Source organism: Klebsiella sp. BIGb0407 (assembly GCF_024807845.1).
In the GTDB taxonomy this organism is placed as follows: Bacteria; Pseudomonadota; Gammaproteobacteria; order Enterobacterales; family Enterobacteriaceae; genus JGM124.
Genome location: NZ_JANUEQ010000007.1, coordinates 79495 through 98963 on the forward strand (window position 1 = coordinate 79495; position 19469 = coordinate 98963).

The following is a 19469-nucleotide window of genomic DNA, read 5'->3' on the forward strand; positions in this document are numbered from 1 at the left end:
CATGCGTCATGTCACGCGGTCAGAGCCTGAACTCTTCTCCCAGATAGACACGTTTCACCTGTTCATCTTCAAGAATTTCAGCCGGCGTCCCATGGGCAATCATATGCCCCTGGCTGACGATATAAGCACGCTCGCATACTGCCAGCGTTTCACGCACATTATGGTCAGTTATCAGAACACCGAGCCCGCTGTCGCGTAAATGCTCAATAATACGTTTGATATCCAGAACCGATATCGGATCAACGCCCGCGAAGGGCTCATCCAGCAGAATGAATTTTGGGTTTGCTGCCAGGGCGCGAGCGATTTCAACGCGGCGACGTTCCCCCCCGGATAGCGATTGCCCGATACTGTCGCGCAGATGCTGAATATGGAACTCTTCCAGCAGCTCATTCGCACGGTCATCACGCTGTTCTGGCGTCAGATCGTCACGAATTTGCAATACCGCCATCAGGTTATCAAAAACGCTCAGATGACGGAAAATCGATGCTTCCTGTGGAAGATAGCCAATTCCTCGACGTGCCCGGGCGTGCAGGGGCAGTAAACTGATGTCTTCATCATCAATAATGATATTACCTGCGTCACGCGGAACAATGCCAACGACCATATAAAACGTAGTCGTTTTACCGGCACCATTGGGGCCAAGCAGGCCAACAATTTCACCTGAATTTACCGTCAGGCTGACGTCTTCAACAACACGTCGTTTTTTGTAGGCCTTCGCAAGATTTTTTGCAATTAAGGTTGCCATAACGAATTAGTTACTCTTCTGCTGCGCCGGTTGCTGACCGTTTTTATCCTGTAACTGGGAAGGAACAAGAACGGTGGTAACGCGTTTACCTTTATCACTAAACGCCTGCATTTTCTGCTCTTTCACCAGATAGGTTATCTTGTCTCCTTTGACATTGCTATCCAGTTGCTCAAGATATGCATTGCCGGTCAGAGTGACGAAATCTTTCGCTAACTGATAGTTCAGCTTAGACGCCTGCCCTTTTACCGGTTTACCGTTGTCCTGCATCTGATAAAAAGTGGCCGGATTACCATAAGCATCAATGACTTCCTGACCCTGAGTTCCACCGGGGCGCGTCACTACGACTTTGTCGGCATTAATTTTTATGGTGCCTTGAGTGGCAACAACATTACCGGTGAAGGTAACAACATTGCCGTCCATATCCAGTGATTGCTGATCGGACTCAATGTGAATCGGTTGATTGGTATCACCCGTCAACGCCCACGCTGAAAACGGGGCCACAAAAAGTGTACCGATCAGTACAAGGCTAAGGCTGAGTTTGTTGCGTCTGGATTTCATAAGAGGTTTTAACCTTTTCAATCAGCTGGGCGGTTTTATTGCGTAGATTGCCACGCATTTTCATTCCGCTGGAGTTAAAGCTGGTACCATAAAGCGTCACCTGGTCATCAGACGAGATATCCTGGGTGGTTAAATTGATACTGGCGTTATCAGTGGTAATTTTACGGAGCTGTGCATCTGGCGTCAGCGCATTAACCACTACGTTACCGTATAAATAAAGCATACGATCGTTAGTGAGTTTCGCGCGATCGGCTCGGATCTCCCACGTCGCCAGTCTCTTCTCATCATATTGAGTCATTACTGGTTTAGTGAACCAAGAAGTGGAATCCGACGAAAAATACTCGACATTTTCTGTGACTAGTCGATAGTTCAAGGCACCGGTGAGGTTATAAACTCGAGTGATTGCCTGTTCGCTGGTATAGGTTGGTTCATCATTATTGACGATAATTGGTTCATCTTTATCGCTACCCGTGATATTCAGGCCAATCAAAATGATAGCAATTATTGAGAGAAAAATAATAACCCAGCGTTTGGTTCTACTCATATAGATAGCCCTTTGGCCTCATCAAGCAAACCCTGTGACATCAGGATCAGATCACAGACTTCCCGGACGGCACCACGCCCACCGTTAATCCGTGTAACGTAGTTTGCTTTGGGCAGTAAAAGAGGATGTGCGTCATTGACAGCAACACTCAGCCCCACTTGTTCCATCACCGGCCAGTCAATAAGGTCATCGCCAATATAGGCAACTTGGTCAGCAGTTAAATTTAGTTCAGATAATAGCTGACGATAAGCAATGAGTTTATCGGACTGTCCCTGAAAAAGATGAGAAATACCTAAAGTATGACAGCGATCTTCCAGCAGTTTAGCCTTACGTCCGGTAATTATCGCCACTTCAATACCTGAAGTGAGGACGCAGCGCAGACCATAACCGTCACGTACGTTGAAAGCTTTTAGCTCTTCACCGTTATTTCCCATATAAATCAGGCCGTCTGACATTACGCCATCGACATCCAGAATCAGCAGGCGTACCGCCGCAGCACGTGCCATGACTTGTGCGCTCACTGGCCCATAGCAAGTATTCAGTAGCACATCACCGTTACTCATTAATACGAATCCTTAATTAAACTACGCCTGCACGTAACATGTCATGCATATGTATTACGCCCAATAAATGATCGCCATCTGCCACCATAACAGAAGTAATATGGCGTGATTCCATCAAATTCAATGCATCCACTGCAAGTGTGCCGGGACGAACGCGAATTCCACCAGCAGTCATAACATCCGCAATACGTAAGGTGTGTAAGTCCGCGCCCATGTCGAATACCCGGCGCAAATCACCATCAGTAAAAATACCTTCAATTTTCATCAAATCATCACAGATTACGGTCATCCCCATATTTTTACGGGTGATTTCCAGTAATGCGTCACGTAATGATGCTTCTTTACTGACATGCGGGATCTCACTGCCAGTATGCATAATATCGCTAACCCGCAGCAGCAGTTTACGGCCCAGTGCGCCACCGGGGTGGGAGAGGGCGAAATCTTCGGCAGTAAAACCGCGTGCTTTTAACAAGGCCACAGCCAGTGCATCTCCCATCACCAGTGTTGCGGTAGTGCTTGATGTCGGCGCCAGGCCCAGCGGGCAGGCTTCCTGCGGTACATGGATACACAGGTGAATATCAGCGGCTTTTCCCATGGCACTGTCGGGCCTGCCGGTCATACAAATCAGGGGAACCTTCAGACGCTTTAAGACGGGAATCAGGGCCAGAATTTCGTTTGATTCCCCTGAATTAGAAATGGCAATGACAATATCCTTAGGCGTGACCATGCCTAAGTCGCCGTGACTTGCTTCACCGGGATGAACAAAAAATGCTGGCGTGCCGGTGCTGGCAAAAGTTGCGGCTATTTTTTTTCCAATATGACCAGATTTGCCCATACCCATGACGACAACTTTACCGGTACAACGAAATATCGCACGGCAAGTATTTGAAAAATCTTCATTAATATATTGATCCAGCTGTGCCAGACTTTCACGTTCAATGTTAAGGACATCTTTTCCTGCTTGTTGAAAGTCAAAGTCCGTAGCTAAGTCTATCTGAAGCATAATTTTGTTTTCCGTTCTATCCGACGACAGGCGATGCGAAACACCAGAGCACCACAACCCATACGATATACCCACATATTAACAGAGCGCCAATCGGCTTGCCGACATGACGAGGTTTTCGCCAGCAAAGTACGGCAAACACAGCACTTACTGCTAACATCAACCAGTAATCGCGGGCGAAGGCGAGTGGGTCAAAACTACCTGGTGCCACGAGTGCAGGGATCCCGAGTACAAAAACAATGTTAAATATATTGGAACCGATAATATTGCCGATCGCGATATCATTTTCACCTTTACGCACTCCGGCGATGGTGGTGGCCAGCTCTGGCAGACTCGTACCAATGGCGATTATCGTTAAACCGACGACCAGGTCACTGACACCAAAGTAGTGGGCAAGAACCGTAGCGTTATCAATCACCATCCGGGTGGCAATCGGCATGATGACTAATGCGACACCAAGCCATAAAAAAGCGACAGAAAGGCTACCTTCCTGAGGTAACTCCGAAGCCTGTTCGCGAGTGAGCTTATCATTACCTGTTCGCTCTGCAAGGCGACCTATCCTAATAATAAACAGCAGATATAATACGGCGATAATCAGCAGTAAGATGCCTTTTATTTGACTGAGTTCACCGTTAAATAAAAACAGGCCAGCGAGCAGGCTGACTAACAGCATCAAGGGCAGTTCGCGGCGCAGAATATCGGAATTCACGGCAAACGGATGCAATATCGCAGCAAGTCCGAGAATAAGCATGATATTGGTGATATTCGAGCCGATGGCTGTGCCGATAGCCAGATCAAGTTGCCCGTGTAAGGCTGCTGCACTGGCAATAATGATTTCAGGCAGCGATGTCCCTATACTGACGACTGTCATACCAATGATTAATGGCGAAAATCCTATGCTGCGGCACAGTATTGCTGCCGAAAAAACTAAGCGATCGGCACCATAAACCACCAACAGCAAGCCGATAATCAGTAACGCCATCGCTAACAGCATGACAAATCCTTTATAAGGTATATCTGTTTACTTTGTACCATGAGAGCATCAGCAGTGCTCACAGTGACAAGTATCGTCCATCATTCCTAATTTTGACTTTATAGGACAGAAAAGTAAAACAAATGCCAGCTTTCGCTAACCTTGGCAGGTAATATTCTGTAAAAATGGTGGGTAGTTACTTCGTTTTGAAGCCATGCTTATCGCCAGACTTGTAAAAGGAAAGATAATGAATCAGGCAGAGGCGAATCTTGTTGAGCTCCATGGGGTCAGTTTTACCCGTGGTAACCGACAGATTTTTGACAATATATCGCTGACTGTGCCACGAGGTAAAATTACTGCGATCATGGGACCGTCGGGCATTGGGAAGACAACGCTCCTGCGCCTGATTGGCGGGCAGATTGCGCCTGATAGCGGTAAAATTTTATTCGATGGTGAAAATATTCCCGCGATGTCACGATCAAGGCTATTCACCGTACGTAAACGTATGAGCATGTTGTTTCAGTCAGGGGCTCTATTTACTGACCTGAATGTCTTTGAAAACGTTGCTTACCCGTTACGCGAGCACTTACGCTTACCTGAACCTCTACTGTACAGCACTGTGATGATGAAACTGGAGGCTGTCGGGTTGCGTGGAGCCGCTAAGTTGATGCCATCTGAATTATCGGGTGGAATGGCCCGTCGTGCAGCCCTGGCGCGTGCTATCGCCCTGGAGCCGGACTTGATTATGTTTGATGAGCCCTTTGTCGGACAAGATCCGATAACCATGGGGGTACTGGTTAAACTGATTTCCGAACTTAATAGTGCGTTGGGGGTCACCTGTGTGGTGGTTTCTCATGACGTTCCGGAGGTACTGAGTATCGCTGATTATGCTTATATTGCCGCCGACCGGCATATTGTTGCACAAGGCAGCCCGAGCGAACTCCATAATAATCAGGATCCTCGAGTACGGCAGTTTCTCGATGGTATTGCGGACGGCCCGGTTCCTTTCCGTTATCCTGCTGGAGATTATCAACAAGATCTTTTATTCGGAACAGGGAGTTAAGCTGCTCATGTTGCTAAATGTACTGGCATCTTTGGGACGGCGTGGCCTTAAAACCTGCGCGTCCTTTGGGCGTGCCGGATTAATGTTATTCAACGCACTGGTGGGTAAACCAGAGTTTCGTAAACATGCCCCGTTGCTGATGCGCCAGCTCTATTATGTCGGCGTGCAGTCGATGCTGATTATTGTCGTCTCAGGGGTGTTTATCGGCATGGTTCTGGGGTTACAGGGCTATCTGGTACTGACAACCTATGGGGCTGAGTCTAGCTTAGGGATGCTGGTCGCACTTTCTCTATTACGCGAACTGGGTCCGGTAGTTGCGGCACTTTTATTTGCCGGGCGAGCAGGTTCAGCACTCACCGCCGAAATTGGTTTAATGCGTGCGACTGAACAGCTGTCCAGTATGGAAATGATGGCTGTTGACCCATTACGACGCGTAGTATCTCCACGTTTCTGGGCCGGGATCATCTCATTACCCCTGTTGACCATTATTTTTGTTGCCGTCGGTATCTGGGGTGGCGAAATGGTTGGCGTAGGCTGGAAAGGCATTGACTCTGGTTTCTTCTGGGCAGCGATGCAAGATGCCGTATCCTGGCGTGTAGATTTAGTGAACTGCCTGATTAAAAGCGTTGTTTTCGCCATTACTATCACCTGGATTGCGCTGTTTAACGGATACGATGCGATTCCGACTTCCGCAGGTATTAGCCGGGCAACGACACGTACGGTAGTGCACTCTTCACTGGCCGTTTTGGGCCTCGATTTTGTGCTAACAGCACTGATGTTTGGGAATTGAGTTCATGCAAACGAAAAAATTAGAAATTTGGGTGGGATTATTTGTACTGGTGGCGCTGGCTGCTGTGGTTTTCCTTTGCCTCAAAGTCGCCAATATCACCTCATTACGTAGTGAACCTACCTACAAGATATATGCAACATTTGACAATATTGGCAGTCTGAAAGTGAGTTCACCAGTACGACTCGGTGGTGTAGTGATTGGTCGAGTTGATAATATTCAGCTTGATGAAAAAACCTACCTGCCACGTGTCACATTAGATATTGAGACACGTTATAACCAGATACCTGATACCAGTTCTCTGTCTATCCGTACCTCTGGCTTACTGGGTGAGCAATTCCTGGCGTTAAACCTGGGCTTTGACGACCCTGAATTGGGTTCCAGCATTCTTAAAGATGGCGGAACCATCCAAGACACCAAATCAGCATTAGTACTCGAAGACCTGATTGGTCAGTTTTTATATAAGAGTGGCAGTGGTGAGGGAGATAACCAGCCTGCTGAACAGGGTAATAGTGCAACTCAAGAACTGCATGACGCCGCCCCACACGCTAATGCGACGAACTAACTGAAGAGGAAAGTATTATGTTTAAGCGTCTCGTAATGATTGCCATGCTGGCATTTGCGCCACTTGCGGCAATGGCCGCCGACCAGACTAATCCTTATAAGCTGATGAATGAGGCCGCTCAGAAGACCTTTGATCGTCTGAAAGCCGAACAGCCGAAGATCCGCCAGAATCCGGACTATTTACGTGAAATTGTTCGCGAAGAGCTGCTGCCTTATGTTCAGGTAAAATACGCGGGTGCCTTGGTATTAGGACGCTATTACAAAGAGGCGACTCCAGCACAGCGAGAGGCCTATTTCAAAGCGTTTGGTGATTATCTGACACAGGCTTATGGCCAGGCTTTAGCTATGTATAACGGTCAGAACTATCAGATTGCCCCGGAACAGCCACTAGGCAATGCTGACATTGTCGCTATCCGTGTGTCTATCACCGATCCAAACGGTCGTCCGCCAATCCGCCTTGATTTCCAGTGGCGTAAAAACAGCCAAACGGGCAACTGGCAGGCGTACGATATGATAGCTGAAGGTGTGAGTATGATTACCACCAAACAAAGCGAGTGGAGCGATTTGCTGCGTACTAAAGGTATTGATGGCCTGACCGCGCAGCTTCAGGCGATCTCTCGCCAGCCTATTACCCTGGATAATAAAAAATAATGGTGAGTCAGCTGAACTGGCAACGAGACGACAAGGTGCTGAAGCTGGAAGGTGAACTTACCAGTGAAACACTCCTGCCGCTCTGGGAGCAGAGGTCCGGGGTGGCTTCAGGCGTCGAAATTATTGACTTCAGTAGCCTGACGCGTGTCGATACGGCTGGGCTTGCGTTATTGATTCACCTTATCGGACTGGCAAAACAGCAAGGAAATGATGTTGAGCTACGGCAGATGAGTGAAAATTTATACACGCTGGTGCAGCTTTACAATTTGCCTGAAAGCCTGTTCCCACACTGTTCAGCCTGATAATTTTATCGGATAACTATTAAAGCCCTGGAGCGGTTTCGTTTGAGGGCTTTTTTTGGTTATTTATGCCCGGGCAACTTTCCTCTAAGATGAGAGCCCTTTTTCACTAATCGACGAATATATAGCCATGGAAAATCATGAAATCCAGACCGTGCTGATGAATGCACTGCCCCTTGAAGAAGTCCACGTTTCTGGTGACGGTAGTCATTTCCAGGTGATAGCGGTGGGTGAGTTATTCGCTGAGTTGAGTCGTGTAAAAAAACAGCAAGCGGTTTATGCGCCGTTAATGCCTTTCATTGCTGATAATCGCATGCATGCGGTTTCAATTAAGACCTATACTCCGGCGGAGTGGGCTCGCGATCGTAAACTCAGTGGTTTTTAATCCGTCAGTATCAGCTGATGGCCACAATTTTGATTTAAAAGAGAACAGTTGCAATGGATAAATTTCGTGTGCAGGGGCCTACCCAGCTCAGTGGAGAAGTGACCATTTCCGGGGCCAAAAATGCCGCGTTACCGATCCTCTTCGCCGCGTTGTTAGCCGAAGAGCCTGTTGAAATTCAGAACGTACCGCATCTTAAAGATATTGATACCACCATGAAGTTGCTCACCCAGCTGGGCACCAAAGTGGAACGCAATGGCTCGATTTATCTCGACGCCAGTGAGGTCAATATCTTCTGTGCGCCTTATGACCTGGTCAAAACCATGCGTGCATCTATCTGGGCTTTAGGGCCGTTAGTTGCGCGTTTTGGACAAGGTCAGGTGTCATTGCCTGGTGGCTGCGCCATTGGAGCGCGTCCGGTAGACCTTCATATCTCAGGCCTGGAACAACTGGGTGCTGAAATTAAGCTGGAAGAAGGTTACGTCAAGGCTTCCGTACAAGGCCGCCTGAAAGGCGCACACATCGTTATGGATAAGGTGAGTGTAGGTGCCACCGTAACGATTATGAGTGCTGCGACCCTGGCTGAGGGAACCACTGTTATTGAAAATGCTGCTCGTGAGCCGGAGATTGTCGATACCGCTAATTTCCTGAACACTTTAGGCGCCAAAATCACGGGTGCGGGTAGCGATCGCATTACTATCGAAGGCGTATCTCGCTTAGGTGGCGGTGTTTATCGTGTTCTGCCTGACCGTATTGAGACTGGAACATTCTTAGTCGCAGCCGCTATTTCTGCGGGTAAAATTATTTGTCGTAACGCGCAGCCAGACACACTTGATGCAGTACTGGCAAAATTGCGTGAAGCGGGCGCTGAGATTGAAACCGGGAAAGACTGGATAAGCCTTGATATGCACGGAAAACGCCCAAAATGCGTCAGTATCCGTACCGCACCGCACCCGGGTTTCCCAACCGATATGCAGGCGCAATTCACCCTGCTGAACCTGGTTGCAGAGGGAACTGGCGTAATCACCGAGACGATTTTCGAAAACCGTTTTATGCATGTTCCTGAATTAATTCGTATGGGTGCGCATGCTGAGATCGAAAGTAACACCGTCATTTGTCGTGGTGTAGAGAAGTTGTCCGGAGCGCAGGTGATGGCGACCGATTTACGTGCCTCAGCAAGCCTGGTGCTGGCGGGCTGTATCGCGGAAGGCACAACAATTGTTGATCGCATTTATCATATCGATCGTGGTTACGAATGTATCGAAGATAAGCTCCAGGCGCTGGGTGCGAATATTGTGCGTGTTAGCGGCAATGAGTGATTTTGCCGGAATAAAGCCAATTCATTGACATAAAAAAGAGGAAGTCGCTTAGCGTCTTCCTCTTTTAATCTAGTTTAAGCCAGGGTATTTACCTGCCACGTTTCAAGTTTCCTGAAGAGGGGTCCCATTCAAACGACTGAACCTCATCGCCTACAAGTAACTTGCATCATTCTGGATACAAACCCGTTGTTACTTAACTAAATTAGTTTATTGGCTTTCAGTATGCTCTGTGGCTAAGGCCGGCGAATTAACTGGGGTGACGGGGGCTCTATTACGGATATGATGAGTTCTGTCGATAAATTCATCGGTAATGGCATCGTGATAGCGTGATGGCCAGATAACCCAAGGTTTTATCCCCAAAACATCCGCAATAATCAGTTCACCTTTAGGCCACGGACGTGTCAGCGTATTGGCCAGTGTTGATGAACTTAGCCCTGCCTTACGTGACTCTGCGGCCAGTGACGTTCCTTTTTTTCTTAAGCCGGCTACGATATCCGCCGGATGCCAGTCCACGTGTTGACTTTTCATAACTTCTCCCTGTGAGTATCACTACCTATTGTTACCGAATAACAATGGCTGTCAGGGACAGTTATATCATGAAAATATCCAAATGTTTTTTGTAAACATATAGAGCGATTAAATATGTGTCATTACGCGCAACTTACTATGTAATAAATGAAAATAAGCTGGATGAATAATATATTTGGGATAATTAATTGATTTATTGGAAACTCTAACGCGCCGTAAACGGCGCGCTAAATGAATCTAGCGATCGCGTTGTACAGACATATGCGCCAGAGCGATAAGCGCTTCACGGTAAGGGGTGTCAGGAATGGCAGCAAGCGCGGAGATAGCCTTATCAGCCTCTTCTTCGGCACGCTGACGTGTCCACTCCAGCGATCCGCAAGCTTCCATCGCTTCCAGAACAGGCTCAAGCAGATGGCGGCCGTTACCCTGTTCAATAGCCTCACGAATCATTTTAGACTGCTCAGGTGTGCCATTACGCATGGCATGAAGCAGAGGAAGAGTAGGTTTACCTTCATTGAGGTCATCGCCGACACTTTTACCTAATGTCTGATTATCAGCACTGTAATCCAGTAAATCATCAATTAACTGGAAAGCGGTGCCAAGATAACGCCCATAGTCCTGAAGGGCGGTTTCCTGCGCTTCACTGGCTCCGGCAAGAATACCTGAACACTGGGCTGCCGCCTCAAACAGTCTGGCTGTCTTACTGTAAATTACCCGCATATAACTCTCTTCCGTGATATTTGGGTCATTGCAGTTCATCAGCTGTAAAACTTCACCTTCAGCAATAACGTTTACGGCTTCAGACATCACTTCAAGAACCTTGAGCGATCCTAATTGCGTCATCATCTGAAAGGCACGGGTGTAGATAAAATCGCCCACCAGAACGCTGGCAGCATTACCAAATGCGGCATTTGCCGTCGCTTTTCCACGCCGCATATCGGACTCGTCCACCACATCATCATGCAGCAGAGTTGCGGTATGGATAAATTCGATCAGCGCCGCAATGTTAATATGCGCTTTACCTTCATATCCCAATGCGCGAGCCGCTATAACGGCTATCATCGGGCGAATTCGTTTGCCGCCGCCGCTGACGATGTAGTAGCCGAGCTGATTAATCAGCTGAACATCAGAATTTAACTGCTCAAGGATTGCTGCATTCACGCCCGCCATATCTTGCGCGGCTAATTCATTAATTTTTTCTAGTTTCATCGCAAAAATCTGGTTTTTGTCCTATTTATTCCGCAATTCTGCGGCTTAGCAGGAGGGTGTCGGTGAGATACTGTAGTACAGATTGTACTAAAAATACGAGACAGATAAATGGGGTGGCACAGATTGTACTTTTTTTCTCTGTGGAATAAACAATCGTACTTGTCAAAGCGTCGCGTTTTGCGTAATATTCGCGCCCTATTGTGAATATTTATAGCGCAGCCTGAATTCAATGTAAGGCGAGTGCGGAAAGCGGAGTTTTATATGTACGCGGTTTTCCAAAGTGGTGGTAAACAACACCGAGTAAGCGAAGGCCAGACCGTTCGCCTGGAAAAGCTAGACATCGCAACTGGCGAAGCAGTTGAGTTCGCAGAAGTTCTGATGATCGTAAACGGTGAAGAAGTCAAAATCGGCGTTCCTTTCGTTGATGGCGGCGTAATCAAAGCTGAAGTTGTTGCTCACGGTCGTGGCGATAAAATTAAGATTGTTAAATTTCGTCGTCGTAAACACTATCGTAAACAACAGGGCCATCGTCAGTGGTTCACTGATGTTAAAATTACTGGCATCAGCGCTTAATACAGAGGAGCAGATTAAATGGCACATAAAAAGGCTGGCGGCTCAACTCGTAACGGTCGCGATTCCGAAGCTAAACGTCTGGGCGTAAAACGTTTCGGCGGTGAGGCAGTATTAGCAGGCAGCATCATTGTTCGTCAACGTGGTACTAAATTCCACGCTGGTAGCAATGTAGGTTGTGGTCGTGACCACACTCTGTTTGCACTGTCTGACGGTAAAGTTAAGTTTGAAGTTAAAGGCCCGAATAACCGTAAATATATCAGCATCGTTGCTGAATAAGTTTTTCGCGTCCTGATAACGGATGTAAGCCCCGCAAACATTGCGGGGCTTTTTACATTCTGCATCCGAAAAATCAAAGGTATCAAACGAGCATGAAACAGCAGGCTGGAGTCGGCATTGTTTTAGCGATAATCACGGCGATGTGCTGGGGTAGCTTACCGATTGCAATGAAACAAGTACTGCCGGTGATGGAACCCTTAACAGTCGTTTTTTATCGTTTCTCAATGGCGAGTATTGGCTTAGGAATTATTCTCGCATTTCGTAGAAAGTTACCCCCGCTTCGCCTCTTTCGTAAGCCCCGCTGGTTAGCGATGCTGGCGATTGCGACCGGTGGATTACTCGGTAACTTTTTATTTTTTAGCTCCTCACTACAGTATCTCAGTCCAACAGCTTCTCAGGTTATTGGTCAGCTATCTCCGGTTGGGATGATGGTTGCCAGTGTCGTCATTCTGAAAGAAAGAATGCGTGGGACACAGGTTGTTGGTGCCATTATGTTGTTGTGCGGGCTGGTGATGTTTTTCAATAACAGCCTCATCGAAATCTTCACCCGGATGACAGATTATACCCTGGGAGTGATTTTCGGCGTGCTGGCTGCAATGGTGTGGGTGAGTTATGGTGTCGCGCAAAAAATATTATTGCGTCGTTTAGCCTCACAACAAATCCTCCTTTTGTTGTATATTTTATGTGCGGTAGCATTATTACCGATAGCAAAGCTGGATACCCTGTTCTTACTGAATAACTGGCAGCTTGCGTGTTTATTTTTTTGTGGTTTGAATACCATTGTAGGTTATGGTGCGCTGGCGGAGGCCATGGCTCGCTGGCAGGCATCTCAGGTTAGTGCTCTGATTACACTAACCCCTCTGTTTACACTGCTCTTTTCAGACCTGTTATCCCAGGCCTGGCCCGACTATTTTGCCATGCCTCAGCTCAACCTTTTAGGTTATGTCGGAGCGTTTGTCGTAGTGACTGGTGCGATGTATTCCGCTATTGGTCACCGCCTTTGGGGACGCAGGCAACCTGCCGAGGTCGTTACCCCGGGACAACGTTCAGACGAATGATTTACGGAGAAGTAAAATGAAGTTTGTTGATGAAGCAGCAATCCTGGTGGTAGCAGGTGATGGCGGTAATGGCTGCGTAAGCTTCCGTCGCGAAAAATATATCCCGAGAGGCGGACCGGACGGCGGTGATGGTGGTGATGGCGGTGATGTCTGGCTTGAGGCTGATGAAAACCTTAACACCCTGATTGACTACCGTTTCGAGAAGTCATTCCGTGCTGAGCGTGGCCAAAATGGCCAGAGCCGTGACTGTACTGGTAAACGCGGTAAAGACGTGACGGTAAAAGTCCCGGTTGGTACGCGAATTATCGATCAGGGTACCGGCGAAACCATGGGTGATATGACTCAGCATGGTCAGAAACTGATGGTAGGTAAAGGCGGCTGGCACGGACTGGGCAATGCCCGCTTTAAGTCTTCCGTTAACCGCTCCCCACGTCAAAAAACCATGGGTACACCTGGCGATCAGCGTGAGATTTTGCTTGAGCTGATGTTGTTAGCTGACGTCGGAATGCTGGGTATGCCAAATGCCGGTAAATCGACGTTTATTCGCTCAGTCTCTGCGGCTAAACCAAAAGTTGCTGATTATCCATTTACAACGCTTATCCCTTCACTGGGTGTCGTCCGTATGGATACCGAAAAAAGCTTTGTGGTTGCGGATATCCCCGGTTTAATTGAAGGTGCCGCTGATGGTGCTGGGCTGGGTATTCGTTTCCTTAAACACCTTGAGCGCTGCCGTGTATTACTCCATCTGATTGATATTGAGCCTATCGATGGTTCAAACCCAGTAGATAATGCACGTATCATTGTTGGTGAGTTAGAGAAGTACAGCACTGACTTAGCCTCTAAGCCACGCTGGCTAGTATTTAATAAAATTGATTTGATGGATAAAGCAGAAGCTGAAGCAAAAGCGAAAGCGATAGCTGAAGCCTTAGGATGGGATGATAAGTACTATCTTATCTCTGCGGCAAGCCAGATAGGCGTCAAAGATCTGTGCTGGGACATCATGAGCTTTATTATCGCTAACCCGATTGTCATGGCTGATATTACCAAGCAACCAGAGAAAGTTGAGTTCATGTGGGATGATTATCACCGCGAGCAACTTGACGAGATGGAAGCTGAATCAGAAGAAGACTGGGATGACGACTGGGATGAAGACGACGAAGAAGGTGTTGAATTCATCTATCAGAAGTAATCACTAAAATAGGCCGGATAAATCCGGCCTGTTTTATTCTATCTGCCGGGGTAGCCAGCAACTGGCCAGTAACCCACTATCTTCAGGGCAGTTATCCAGCGTCAGGTAACCGTGGTGTAAATGCACAATACGGTGGACGATACTTAAGCCAAGCCCGCTGCCACTGTAGCGTCTGTCGAGGCGTTCAAAAGGTTTTGTCAGATTCTGCCGATGCTGTTCGGCAATGCCTGGCCCCTGATCGCAGACCGTAAGCAAAATTCCCTTATCCTGCTCTACCAACAAAAGTTGAATAACGCTCTTTTCCGGGCCGTAGCGGCAGGCATTCTCTAACAGGTTCCGTAGCATTAGCCGTAACAAGATAGCGTCTCCCTGCGTGTTACAGGCCGTTTTATCAGGCCAGATAATAGTTTGCTGGCGTTGTATCGCCAGTTCGTCTATTTCCATTTGCAGTGGTGCAATAATATCGGCTGTCCAGTTCAGAGTCTGATAGTGCCCACTTGCCAGAGCATGTCCGGCCCGTGCGAGCATCAGAAGCTGTTCAATAGTGTGCATCAGTTGATCCGTACGTTGTAGCAGTACGGGGGCCTGTGGAACACCGCTATTTGCCATTAACTCCAGATGTAACTTAAGACCGGCTAATGGAGTGCGTAATTCATGTGCGGCATCTGCGGTGAACAGGCGTTCTTGTTGCAGGCTGTTATCCAGCCTGGCAAGTAACTGATTAAGCACTGTTGTCACGGCGACAATCTCCTCGATGCTGGAACAAACTGGCATAGGAGAAAGATTATTCGGGGAACGATGGGACAAGCTGGTACGTAGTTTTTCTAACGGGCGTGTAATCCAGGTAATCGCCCAGAATGAAAAGAACAGAATACAGGCGATCATGACGATTGAGGGAATAAGTAACGCGGCAATAGCCTCGCGGATTTCATTTTTTATCTGCGCATTACTGACGGTTCCGGACAGGGCTTTTTCAACTAAAAAGGCAATTTGTTCCCGGCTTTCATGCCATAGCCATAATACGCTGGCAGTTTGAAAAACAAGGGAAATCAGCGCCAGTATAATAATGAGCCGCCAGCGCATGCTGTTCACGGAAGGCTTTCCAGACGATAGCCAATACCCCGAATGGTTTTGATTCTCTCTTTACCCAATTTTCGCCGCAGATTGTGAATATGTACTTCAAGCGTATTGGAGCCAGGATCGTCCTGCCAGCTATAAATATCTTGTTGTAGCGTTTCACGGTGAACCGTTTGCCCCAGGCGCATCATCAGGCGTGTCAGTATTGAAAACTCTTTTGGCGTAATATCTACCGCTTGATTATCCAGTACGACCTGCTGAGTCTGTAGATTTAGCGTTAAGCCATTATCTTGTAAAAGATTATCACTATGTCCTTCATGGCGACGTATCAAGGCTCTGGCACGTGCCTGGAGTTCAACCAGGGCAAAAGGCTTGACCAGGTAATCATCTGCCCCGGAATCGAGCCCGTTTACTCTGTCTTCCAGAGCATCACGAGCAGTCAGAATAAGCACCGGGCTTTTAATTCCACGCTGGCGCCAGTGACGAAGCAGGGTAGAGCCATCCTGATCGGGCAGACCAAGATCGAGGATAATCAGACTGTATTCAGCAGATCGAACATACTGCTCTGCCTGTGATGCTGTTGCTGCAAGATCAAGGACATAACCGTCCTGGTTGAAGGCCAGTGCCAGTCCTTCCTGCAATAGCAAATCATCTTCAACAACTAATAATTTCATGATTAATTATTCTGATAAATATCTTTATAAAGTCGGCTTTCAAAACGAACCAGAGGAATTCGACGGTTACGCTGGTCGGCGGGTTCAACCGCATAGCCAGAAAGAAACTGTACAAAGGCCATTTGTTTACCGCTCGCTGTGGTGATAAATCCGGCCATATTATAGACCCCTTGCAATGAGCCTGTTTTCGCAGAAACCTTACCGTTGACACCGGCCTGATCCAGACCCGCACGATACTGCAATGAACCATCGTGACCTGCTAATGGCAGCATTGAGATGATATTCAGTTCGCTGTCATTTTGTGCAATATACTGCAGGACTTGCATCATCACTGCCGGAGAAATGAGATTATGGCGGGAAAGCCCGGAACCATCGACTACGATACTGTTACCTAAATCGACACCCGCTTTTTGCCGTAACAACTGACGAACGGCATCAGCACCCGATCGCCAGGTTCCCGGTACACCAAAGCGCTGGTGCCCAATGGTACGGAATACGGTATCTGCAATCATGTTATCCGATTTTTTTAACATGGTTTTCAATAGAGTAGTCAGTGGAGGTGACTGTTTACTGGCAATAACGGTGCCGGGTTCACTGGGCTGTGTCTGGCGCAGAATGGTTCCGCTATAGCGAATACCCGCTTGTTCCAGCTCTTTCTTAACGATAGCTCCCGCATAACCCGCACCATCCTGAACCGCGAAAGCCAGGGGTAAAGGCTCTTCTCTTTGTGGCATACAGCCAGTCAGCGTATAGCGATTTAAATCACCAGTGACGACATCGAGCTCACAATACTGGGCTTCTGATGACCCCCTGGCTAAGGTTTTAACCTGACTAAAGACAGTAATGGGATAATAAGAAGCGATACGGACATGTGCCATATCATTGGCTGTCGGTGCGCTGTATAACGAAACAGAGAAACAGTTACGGTCAATAATAGCGGCTGAAGGCGGGGCGCTGAAACACTGAGTCATATCATTCCAGGGCCAGCCGGGGCCTTTATCATGGCTGGCAAAGACGGAGGTATCTATCAGCAAATTCCCTTTAATTTGCTCCACGCCCGCCTTTCTCAGGGCAGTGACCATATTACGAATATCCTGGCGGGTGAGTGTCGGGTCACCGCTGAAGCGTACCGTCAGGTCGCCTTCCAGAGTATTATTTTGAATAGGTGCTTTGCTCTCAAGAGTAGTCGTAAAGCGAAAATCCGGACCCAGCTGCAAAAGGGCTGCTAGCGCAGTAATCACTTTTTGGGTACTTGCTGGTAACGCCATTTGCTGGCCGTGATAGTCAATAGTAGGGGAGGAATCACCTACTTTTTGTACCGTTAAAGCCAGATTAGCCCCTGCGGGCAGCTGTGACAGATATTCTTCCACATTTGCTGCTTGCACATTTAGCGTAAGAATAGTGGTTAAACCAATGATAAGTCTAGAAAATCGCATAATCTCGCGGTAACGGCCTGTAAACATGGTGTTCATACTACGGTGCATCGCACTGCAAAGTAAACGATGACCCTCGATGAACTCCAGGGTAAAATAGCGGATAATTCGAAATCTTCTGCTTGGTTTGGGGTATCACTCCGAACCCTTTTGTTACATTTGTTGGCAGGGATGAGCTTACCAACTCAGGCTATGCTCTTGGGTTACTAGCCGGCTGACTGTGCCACACAGAACTGATTATAAGAGGTATAAATAATGCAACCTATTCCGATGACTTTACGTGGTGCTGAAAAATTACGTGAAGAACTCGATTTCCTTAAATCTGTACGCCGTCCGAAAATTATCGCTGATATTGCCGACGCGCGTGAACACGGCGATTTAAAAGAAAATGCTGAATATCACGCAGCGCGTGAGCAGCAGGGCTTCTGTGAAGGACGTATTCAGGATATTGAAGCGAAACTTTCTAATGCCCAGGTGATAGACATCACGAAAATGCCTAATAACGGTCGCGTTATTTTTGGCTCGACGGTAACAGTGTTAAACTTGGACAGCGAAGAAGAGCTGACATACCGTATTGTTGGTGACGATGAGGCTGATTTTAAACAGAATCTTATTTCTGTTAATTCACCGATTGCGCGTGGCCTGGTCGCGAAAGAGTGCGATGATGTTGTCGTTATTCGTACGCCAGGTGGTGATGTTGAGTTTGAAATTCTAAAAGTTGAATATTTATAGTTTCAGCTATGCTTACTCAATGGCTTGCGTATTGTAAAGATAAGAAAAAGGCCGCTATGCGGCCTTTAATCAACGAGCAGAGCGTGGCATTTTGCACACGTCTCTATTTCGGCAGAGAAACTTTTCTTTCTTTAGACGGACGATAAAGAACGAGTGTTTTTCCGATAACCTGGACATTACAGGCTTTGGTTTCGCGCACGATAGCATCAACTATCAGGGTTTTAGTTTCACGATCTTCGGTTGCAACTTTCACCTTGATTAACTCGTGATGGTTAAGCGCTTGTTCTATCTCGGCCAGTACCCCTTCGGTCAAACCATTATTGCCAAGCATAACAACTGGCTTGAGTGGATGAGCGAGACCTTTGAGGTGCTGTTTTTGTTTAGTACTAAGATTCATCGTATATTTTTGCTTACGTTGGGATTGAAAACGGTTCATTCTACCGCCATCTCCAGTGTATAGCCAAATCGGCTGTGATTTTTTGCACAGCCTGCCGCTCACGATGAACAACGTTGGATAATGAGATGACAGGTAAAAAGCGTTCTGCCAGCTCCAGTCGCTGGCTACAGGAACACTTTAGCGATAAATATGTTCTGCAAGCACAGAAAAAGGGGCTACGTTCCCGTGCTTGGTTTAAACTTGATGAAATACAACAAAGTGACAAACTTTTTAAGCCAGGAATGACTATTGTTGATCTTGGTGCTGCTCCTGGTGGATGGTCACAGTATGTTGTGACAGAGATCGGGACTCAGGGAAGAATCATCGCTTGCGATCTGTTACCAATGGATCCTATTGTTGGGGTAGACTTCCTTCAAGGTGATTTTCGTGATGAGCTGGTCGTTAAGGCTCTGTTGGAACGTGTTGGTGATAGTAAGGTTCAGGTTGTCATGTCCGATATGGCACCGAATATGAGTGGGACGCCAGCTGTTGATATCCCCCGCTCGATGTATCTGGTAGAGCTGGCACTGGAAATGTGCCGTGATGTGCTGGCCCCGGGTGGTAGTTTTGTAGTGAAAGTGTTCCAAGGCGAAGGATTCGATGAATACCTGAGAGAAATTCGCTCCCTGTTTACGAAAGTTAAAGTACGTAAACCGGACTCTTCTCGTGCCCGCTCACGTGAAGTGTACATTGTAGCGACCGGGCGTAAACTAGATACCCCAAATAATTCGAGTGACTTGTAGCGCTGCGTTCAGCGGGTCGATGAGCATAGACAAACGATGTGATTCGAATCGATGAATAAAGGCGAAACCAGGAAAACTTGAAATATGACG

General features: G+C 47.5%; 25 protein-coding genes. 13 read left to right on the plus strand and 12 right to left on the minus strand.

Going from position 1 to position 19469, the window contains the following annotated elements; translation table 11 throughout:
• Positions 1–19 precede the first annotated feature (19 nt).
• From lptB to M2387_RS18975, 6 genes are read right to left on the minus strand one after another with little or no spacing between them, the layout of a single operon-like run.
• Complete coding sequence (lptB, locus tag M2387_RS18950; RefSeq protein WP_259051683.1) at positions 20–745, minus strand: LPS export ABC transporter ATP-binding protein; 726 nt, start codon at positions 743–745, stop codon at positions 20–22.
• A gap of 6 nt (positions 746–751) precedes the next feature.
• The gene (gene lptA, locus M2387_RS18955; RefSeq protein WP_259051684.1) at positions 752–1303 is read right to left on the minus strand and encodes a lipopolysaccharide ABC transporter substrate-binding protein LptA; all 552 of its coding nucleotides are present in this window, start codon (positions 1301–1303) and stop codon (positions 752–754) included.
• Positions 1272–1847: an LPS export ABC transporter periplasmic protein LptC gene (lptC, locus tag M2387_RS18960; protein WP_259051685.1), complete on the minus strand. Its 576-nt coding sequence runs from the start codon at positions 1845–1847 to the stop codon at positions 1272–1274. The genes lptA and lptC overlap by 32 nt, the downstream gene beginning before the upstream one ends.
• On the minus strand, positions 1844–2410 hold the full coding sequence (gene kdsC, locus M2387_RS18965) for a 3-deoxy-manno-octulosonate-8-phosphatase KdsC (RefSeq protein ID WP_259051688.1): 567 nt from the start codon (positions 2408–2410) through the stop codon (positions 1844–1846). The genes lptC and kdsC overlap by 4 nt, the downstream gene beginning before the upstream one ends.
• A 16-nt stretch (positions 2411–2426) precedes the next feature.
• Positions 2427–3413, minus strand: coding sequence for an arabinose-5-phosphate isomerase KdsD (gene kdsD, locus M2387_RS18970; RefSeq protein ID WP_259051691.1), 987 nt, complete (start codon positions 3411–3413; stop codon positions 2427–2429).
• 16 nt (positions 3414–3429) lie between these two features.
• Positions 3430–4407, minus strand: coding sequence for a calcium/sodium antiporter (locus tag M2387_RS18975; protein WP_259051693.1), 978 nt, complete (start codon positions 4405–4407; stop codon positions 3430–3432).
• A 226-nt stretch (positions 4408–4633) separates the two neighbouring features.
• On the opposite strand from M2387_RS18975, the gene mlaF reads away from it, so the two are divergent.
• The 7 genes from mlaF to murA all read left to right on the plus strand — a co-directional run bounded on the left by mlaF (position 4634) and on the right by murA (position 9451).
• A complete protein-coding gene (gene mlaF / locus M2387_RS18980; RefSeq protein WP_259051695.1) occupies positions 4634–5449 on the plus strand; it encodes a phospholipid ABC transporter ATP-binding protein MlaF in 816 nt (271 codons plus the stop codon).
• 7 nt (positions 5450–5456) lie between these two features.
• Positions 5457–6239, plus strand: a complete 783-nt coding sequence (gene mlaE, locus M2387_RS18985; protein WP_259051697.1) for a lipid asymmetry maintenance ABC transporter permease subunit MlaE — start codon at positions 5457–5459, stop codon at positions 6237–6239.
• Positions 6240–6243: 4 nt separating this feature from the next.
• Positions 6244–6801, plus strand: coding sequence for an outer membrane lipid asymmetry maintenance protein MlaD (gene mlaD, locus M2387_RS18990; protein WP_259051699.1), 558 nt, complete (start codon positions 6244–6246; stop codon positions 6799–6801).
• Between the two features lie 17 nt (positions 6802–6818).
• Positions 6819–7451, plus strand: coding sequence for a phospholipid-binding protein MlaC (gene mlaC, locus M2387_RS18995; protein WP_259051700.1), 633 nt, complete (start codon positions 6819–6821; stop codon positions 7449–7451).
• A complete protein-coding gene (gene mlaB, locus M2387_RS19000) occupies positions 7451–7753 on the plus strand; it encodes a lipid asymmetry maintenance protein MlaB (RefSeq protein WP_259051701.1) in 303 nt (100 codons plus the stop codon). Before mlaC ends, mlaB begins: the two co-directional genes overlap by 1 nt.
• 127 nt (positions 7754–7880) lie before the next feature.
• Positions 7881–8135 (plus strand): BolA family iron metabolism protein IbaG, encoded by a 255-nt coding sequence (gene ibaG / locus M2387_RS19005; protein WP_259051702.1) that lies wholly within the window; start codon positions 7881–7883, stop codon positions 8133–8135.
• A gap of 53 nt (positions 8136–8188) precedes the next feature.
• A complete protein-coding gene (murA, locus tag M2387_RS19010; RefSeq protein WP_259051703.1) occupies positions 8189–9451 on the plus strand; it encodes a UDP-N-acetylglucosamine 1-carboxyvinyltransferase in 1263 nt (420 codons plus the stop codon).
• Positions 9452–9658: 207 nt separating this feature from the next.
• Here the strand turns inward: murA and sfsB are convergent, their stop codons facing one another.
• Together sfsB and ispB are read right to left on the minus strand one after the other, a co-directional pair.
• Positions 9659–9979 carry a DNA-binding transcriptional regulator SfsB gene (sfsB, locus tag M2387_RS19015; protein ID WP_259051707.1) on the minus strand — a complete coding sequence of 107 codons (321 nt, stop codon included), beginning with the start codon at positions 9977–9979 and terminating at the stop codon, positions 9659–9661.
• Between the two features lie 237 nt (positions 9980–10216).
• Positions 10217–11188, minus strand: a complete 972-nt coding sequence (ispB, locus tag M2387_RS19020; protein ID WP_259051709.1) for an octaprenyl diphosphate synthase — start codon at positions 11186–11188, stop codon at positions 10217–10219.
• 261 nt (positions 11189–11449) lie between these two features.
• Between ispB and rplU the strand changes: the two genes are divergently transcribed.
• The 4 genes from rplU to cgtA all read left to right on the plus strand — a co-directional run bounded on the left by rplU (position 11450) and on the right by cgtA (position 14284).
• Entirely contained in the window at positions 11450–11761 is a 312-nt protein-coding gene (gene rplU, locus M2387_RS19025) for a 50S ribosomal protein L21 (protein ID WP_259051710.1), read from the plus strand.
• A gap of 18 nt (positions 11762–11779) precedes the next feature.
• The gene (rpmA, locus tag M2387_RS19030) at positions 11780–12037 is read left to right on the plus strand and encodes a 50S ribosomal protein L27 (RefSeq protein WP_259051711.1); all 258 of its coding nucleotides are present in this window, start codon (positions 11780–11782) and stop codon (positions 12035–12037) included.
• Positions 12038–12129: 92 nt separating this feature from the next.
• The gene (locus M2387_RS19035) at positions 12130–13095 is read left to right on the plus strand and encodes a DMT family transporter (RefSeq protein WP_259051712.1); all 966 of its coding nucleotides are present in this window, start codon (positions 12130–12132) and stop codon (positions 13093–13095) included.
• Positions 13096–13111: 16 nt separating this feature from the next.
• Positions 13112–14284, plus strand: a complete 1173-nt coding sequence (cgtA, locus tag M2387_RS19040) for an Obg family GTPase CgtA (RefSeq protein WP_259051713.1) — start codon at positions 13112–13114, stop codon at positions 14282–14284.
• A gap of 33 nt (positions 14285–14317) precedes the next feature.
• Here the strand turns inward: cgtA and pmrB are convergent, their stop codons facing one another.
• The 3 genes from pmrB to dacB are packed head-to-tail and all read right to left on the minus strand — an operon-like array spanning position 14318 to position 17471.
• Entirely contained in the window at positions 14318–15376 is a 1059-nt protein-coding gene (gene pmrB, locus M2387_RS19045) for a two-component system sensor histidine kinase PmrB (protein ID WP_259051714.1), read from the minus strand.
• Positions 15373–16035 carry a two-component system response regulator PmrA gene (gene pmrA / locus M2387_RS19050; protein WP_259051715.1) on the minus strand — a complete coding sequence of 221 codons (663 nt, stop codon included), beginning with the start codon at positions 16033–16035 and terminating at the stop codon, positions 15373–15375. The genes pmrB and pmrA overlap by 4 nt, the downstream gene beginning before the upstream one ends.
• A 2-nt stretch (positions 16036–16037) precedes the next feature.
• A complete protein-coding gene (gene dacB, locus M2387_RS19055) occupies positions 16038–17471 on the minus strand; it encodes a serine-type D-Ala-D-Ala carboxypeptidase (protein ID WP_259051716.1) in 1434 nt (477 codons plus the stop codon).
• 252 nt (positions 17472–17723) lie between these two features.
• Here dacB and greA point away from each other — a divergent pair, with 252 nt between their 5' ends.
• Positions 17724–18200, plus strand: a complete 477-nt coding sequence (gene greA / locus M2387_RS19060) for a transcription elongation factor GreA (protein ID WP_259051718.1) — start codon at positions 17724–17726, stop codon at positions 18198–18200.
• Positions 18201–18303: 103 nt separating this feature from the next.
• On the opposite strand, the gene yhbY is transcribed toward greA, so the two are convergent.
• The gene (gene yhbY / locus M2387_RS19065; RefSeq protein WP_259051720.1) at positions 18304–18597 is read right to left on the minus strand and encodes a ribosome assembly RNA-binding protein YhbY; all 294 of its coding nucleotides are present in this window, start codon (positions 18595–18597) and stop codon (positions 18304–18306) included.
• Positions 18598–18722: 125 nt separating this feature from the next.
• On the opposite strand from yhbY, the gene rlmE reads away from it, so the two are divergent.
• Entirely contained in the window at positions 18723–19379 is a 657-nt protein-coding gene (gene rlmE / locus M2387_RS19070; protein WP_259051722.1) for a 23S rRNA (uridine(2552)-2'-O)-methyltransferase RlmE, read from the plus strand.
• The last annotated feature ends 90 nt before the right edge of the window (positions 19380–19469 follow it).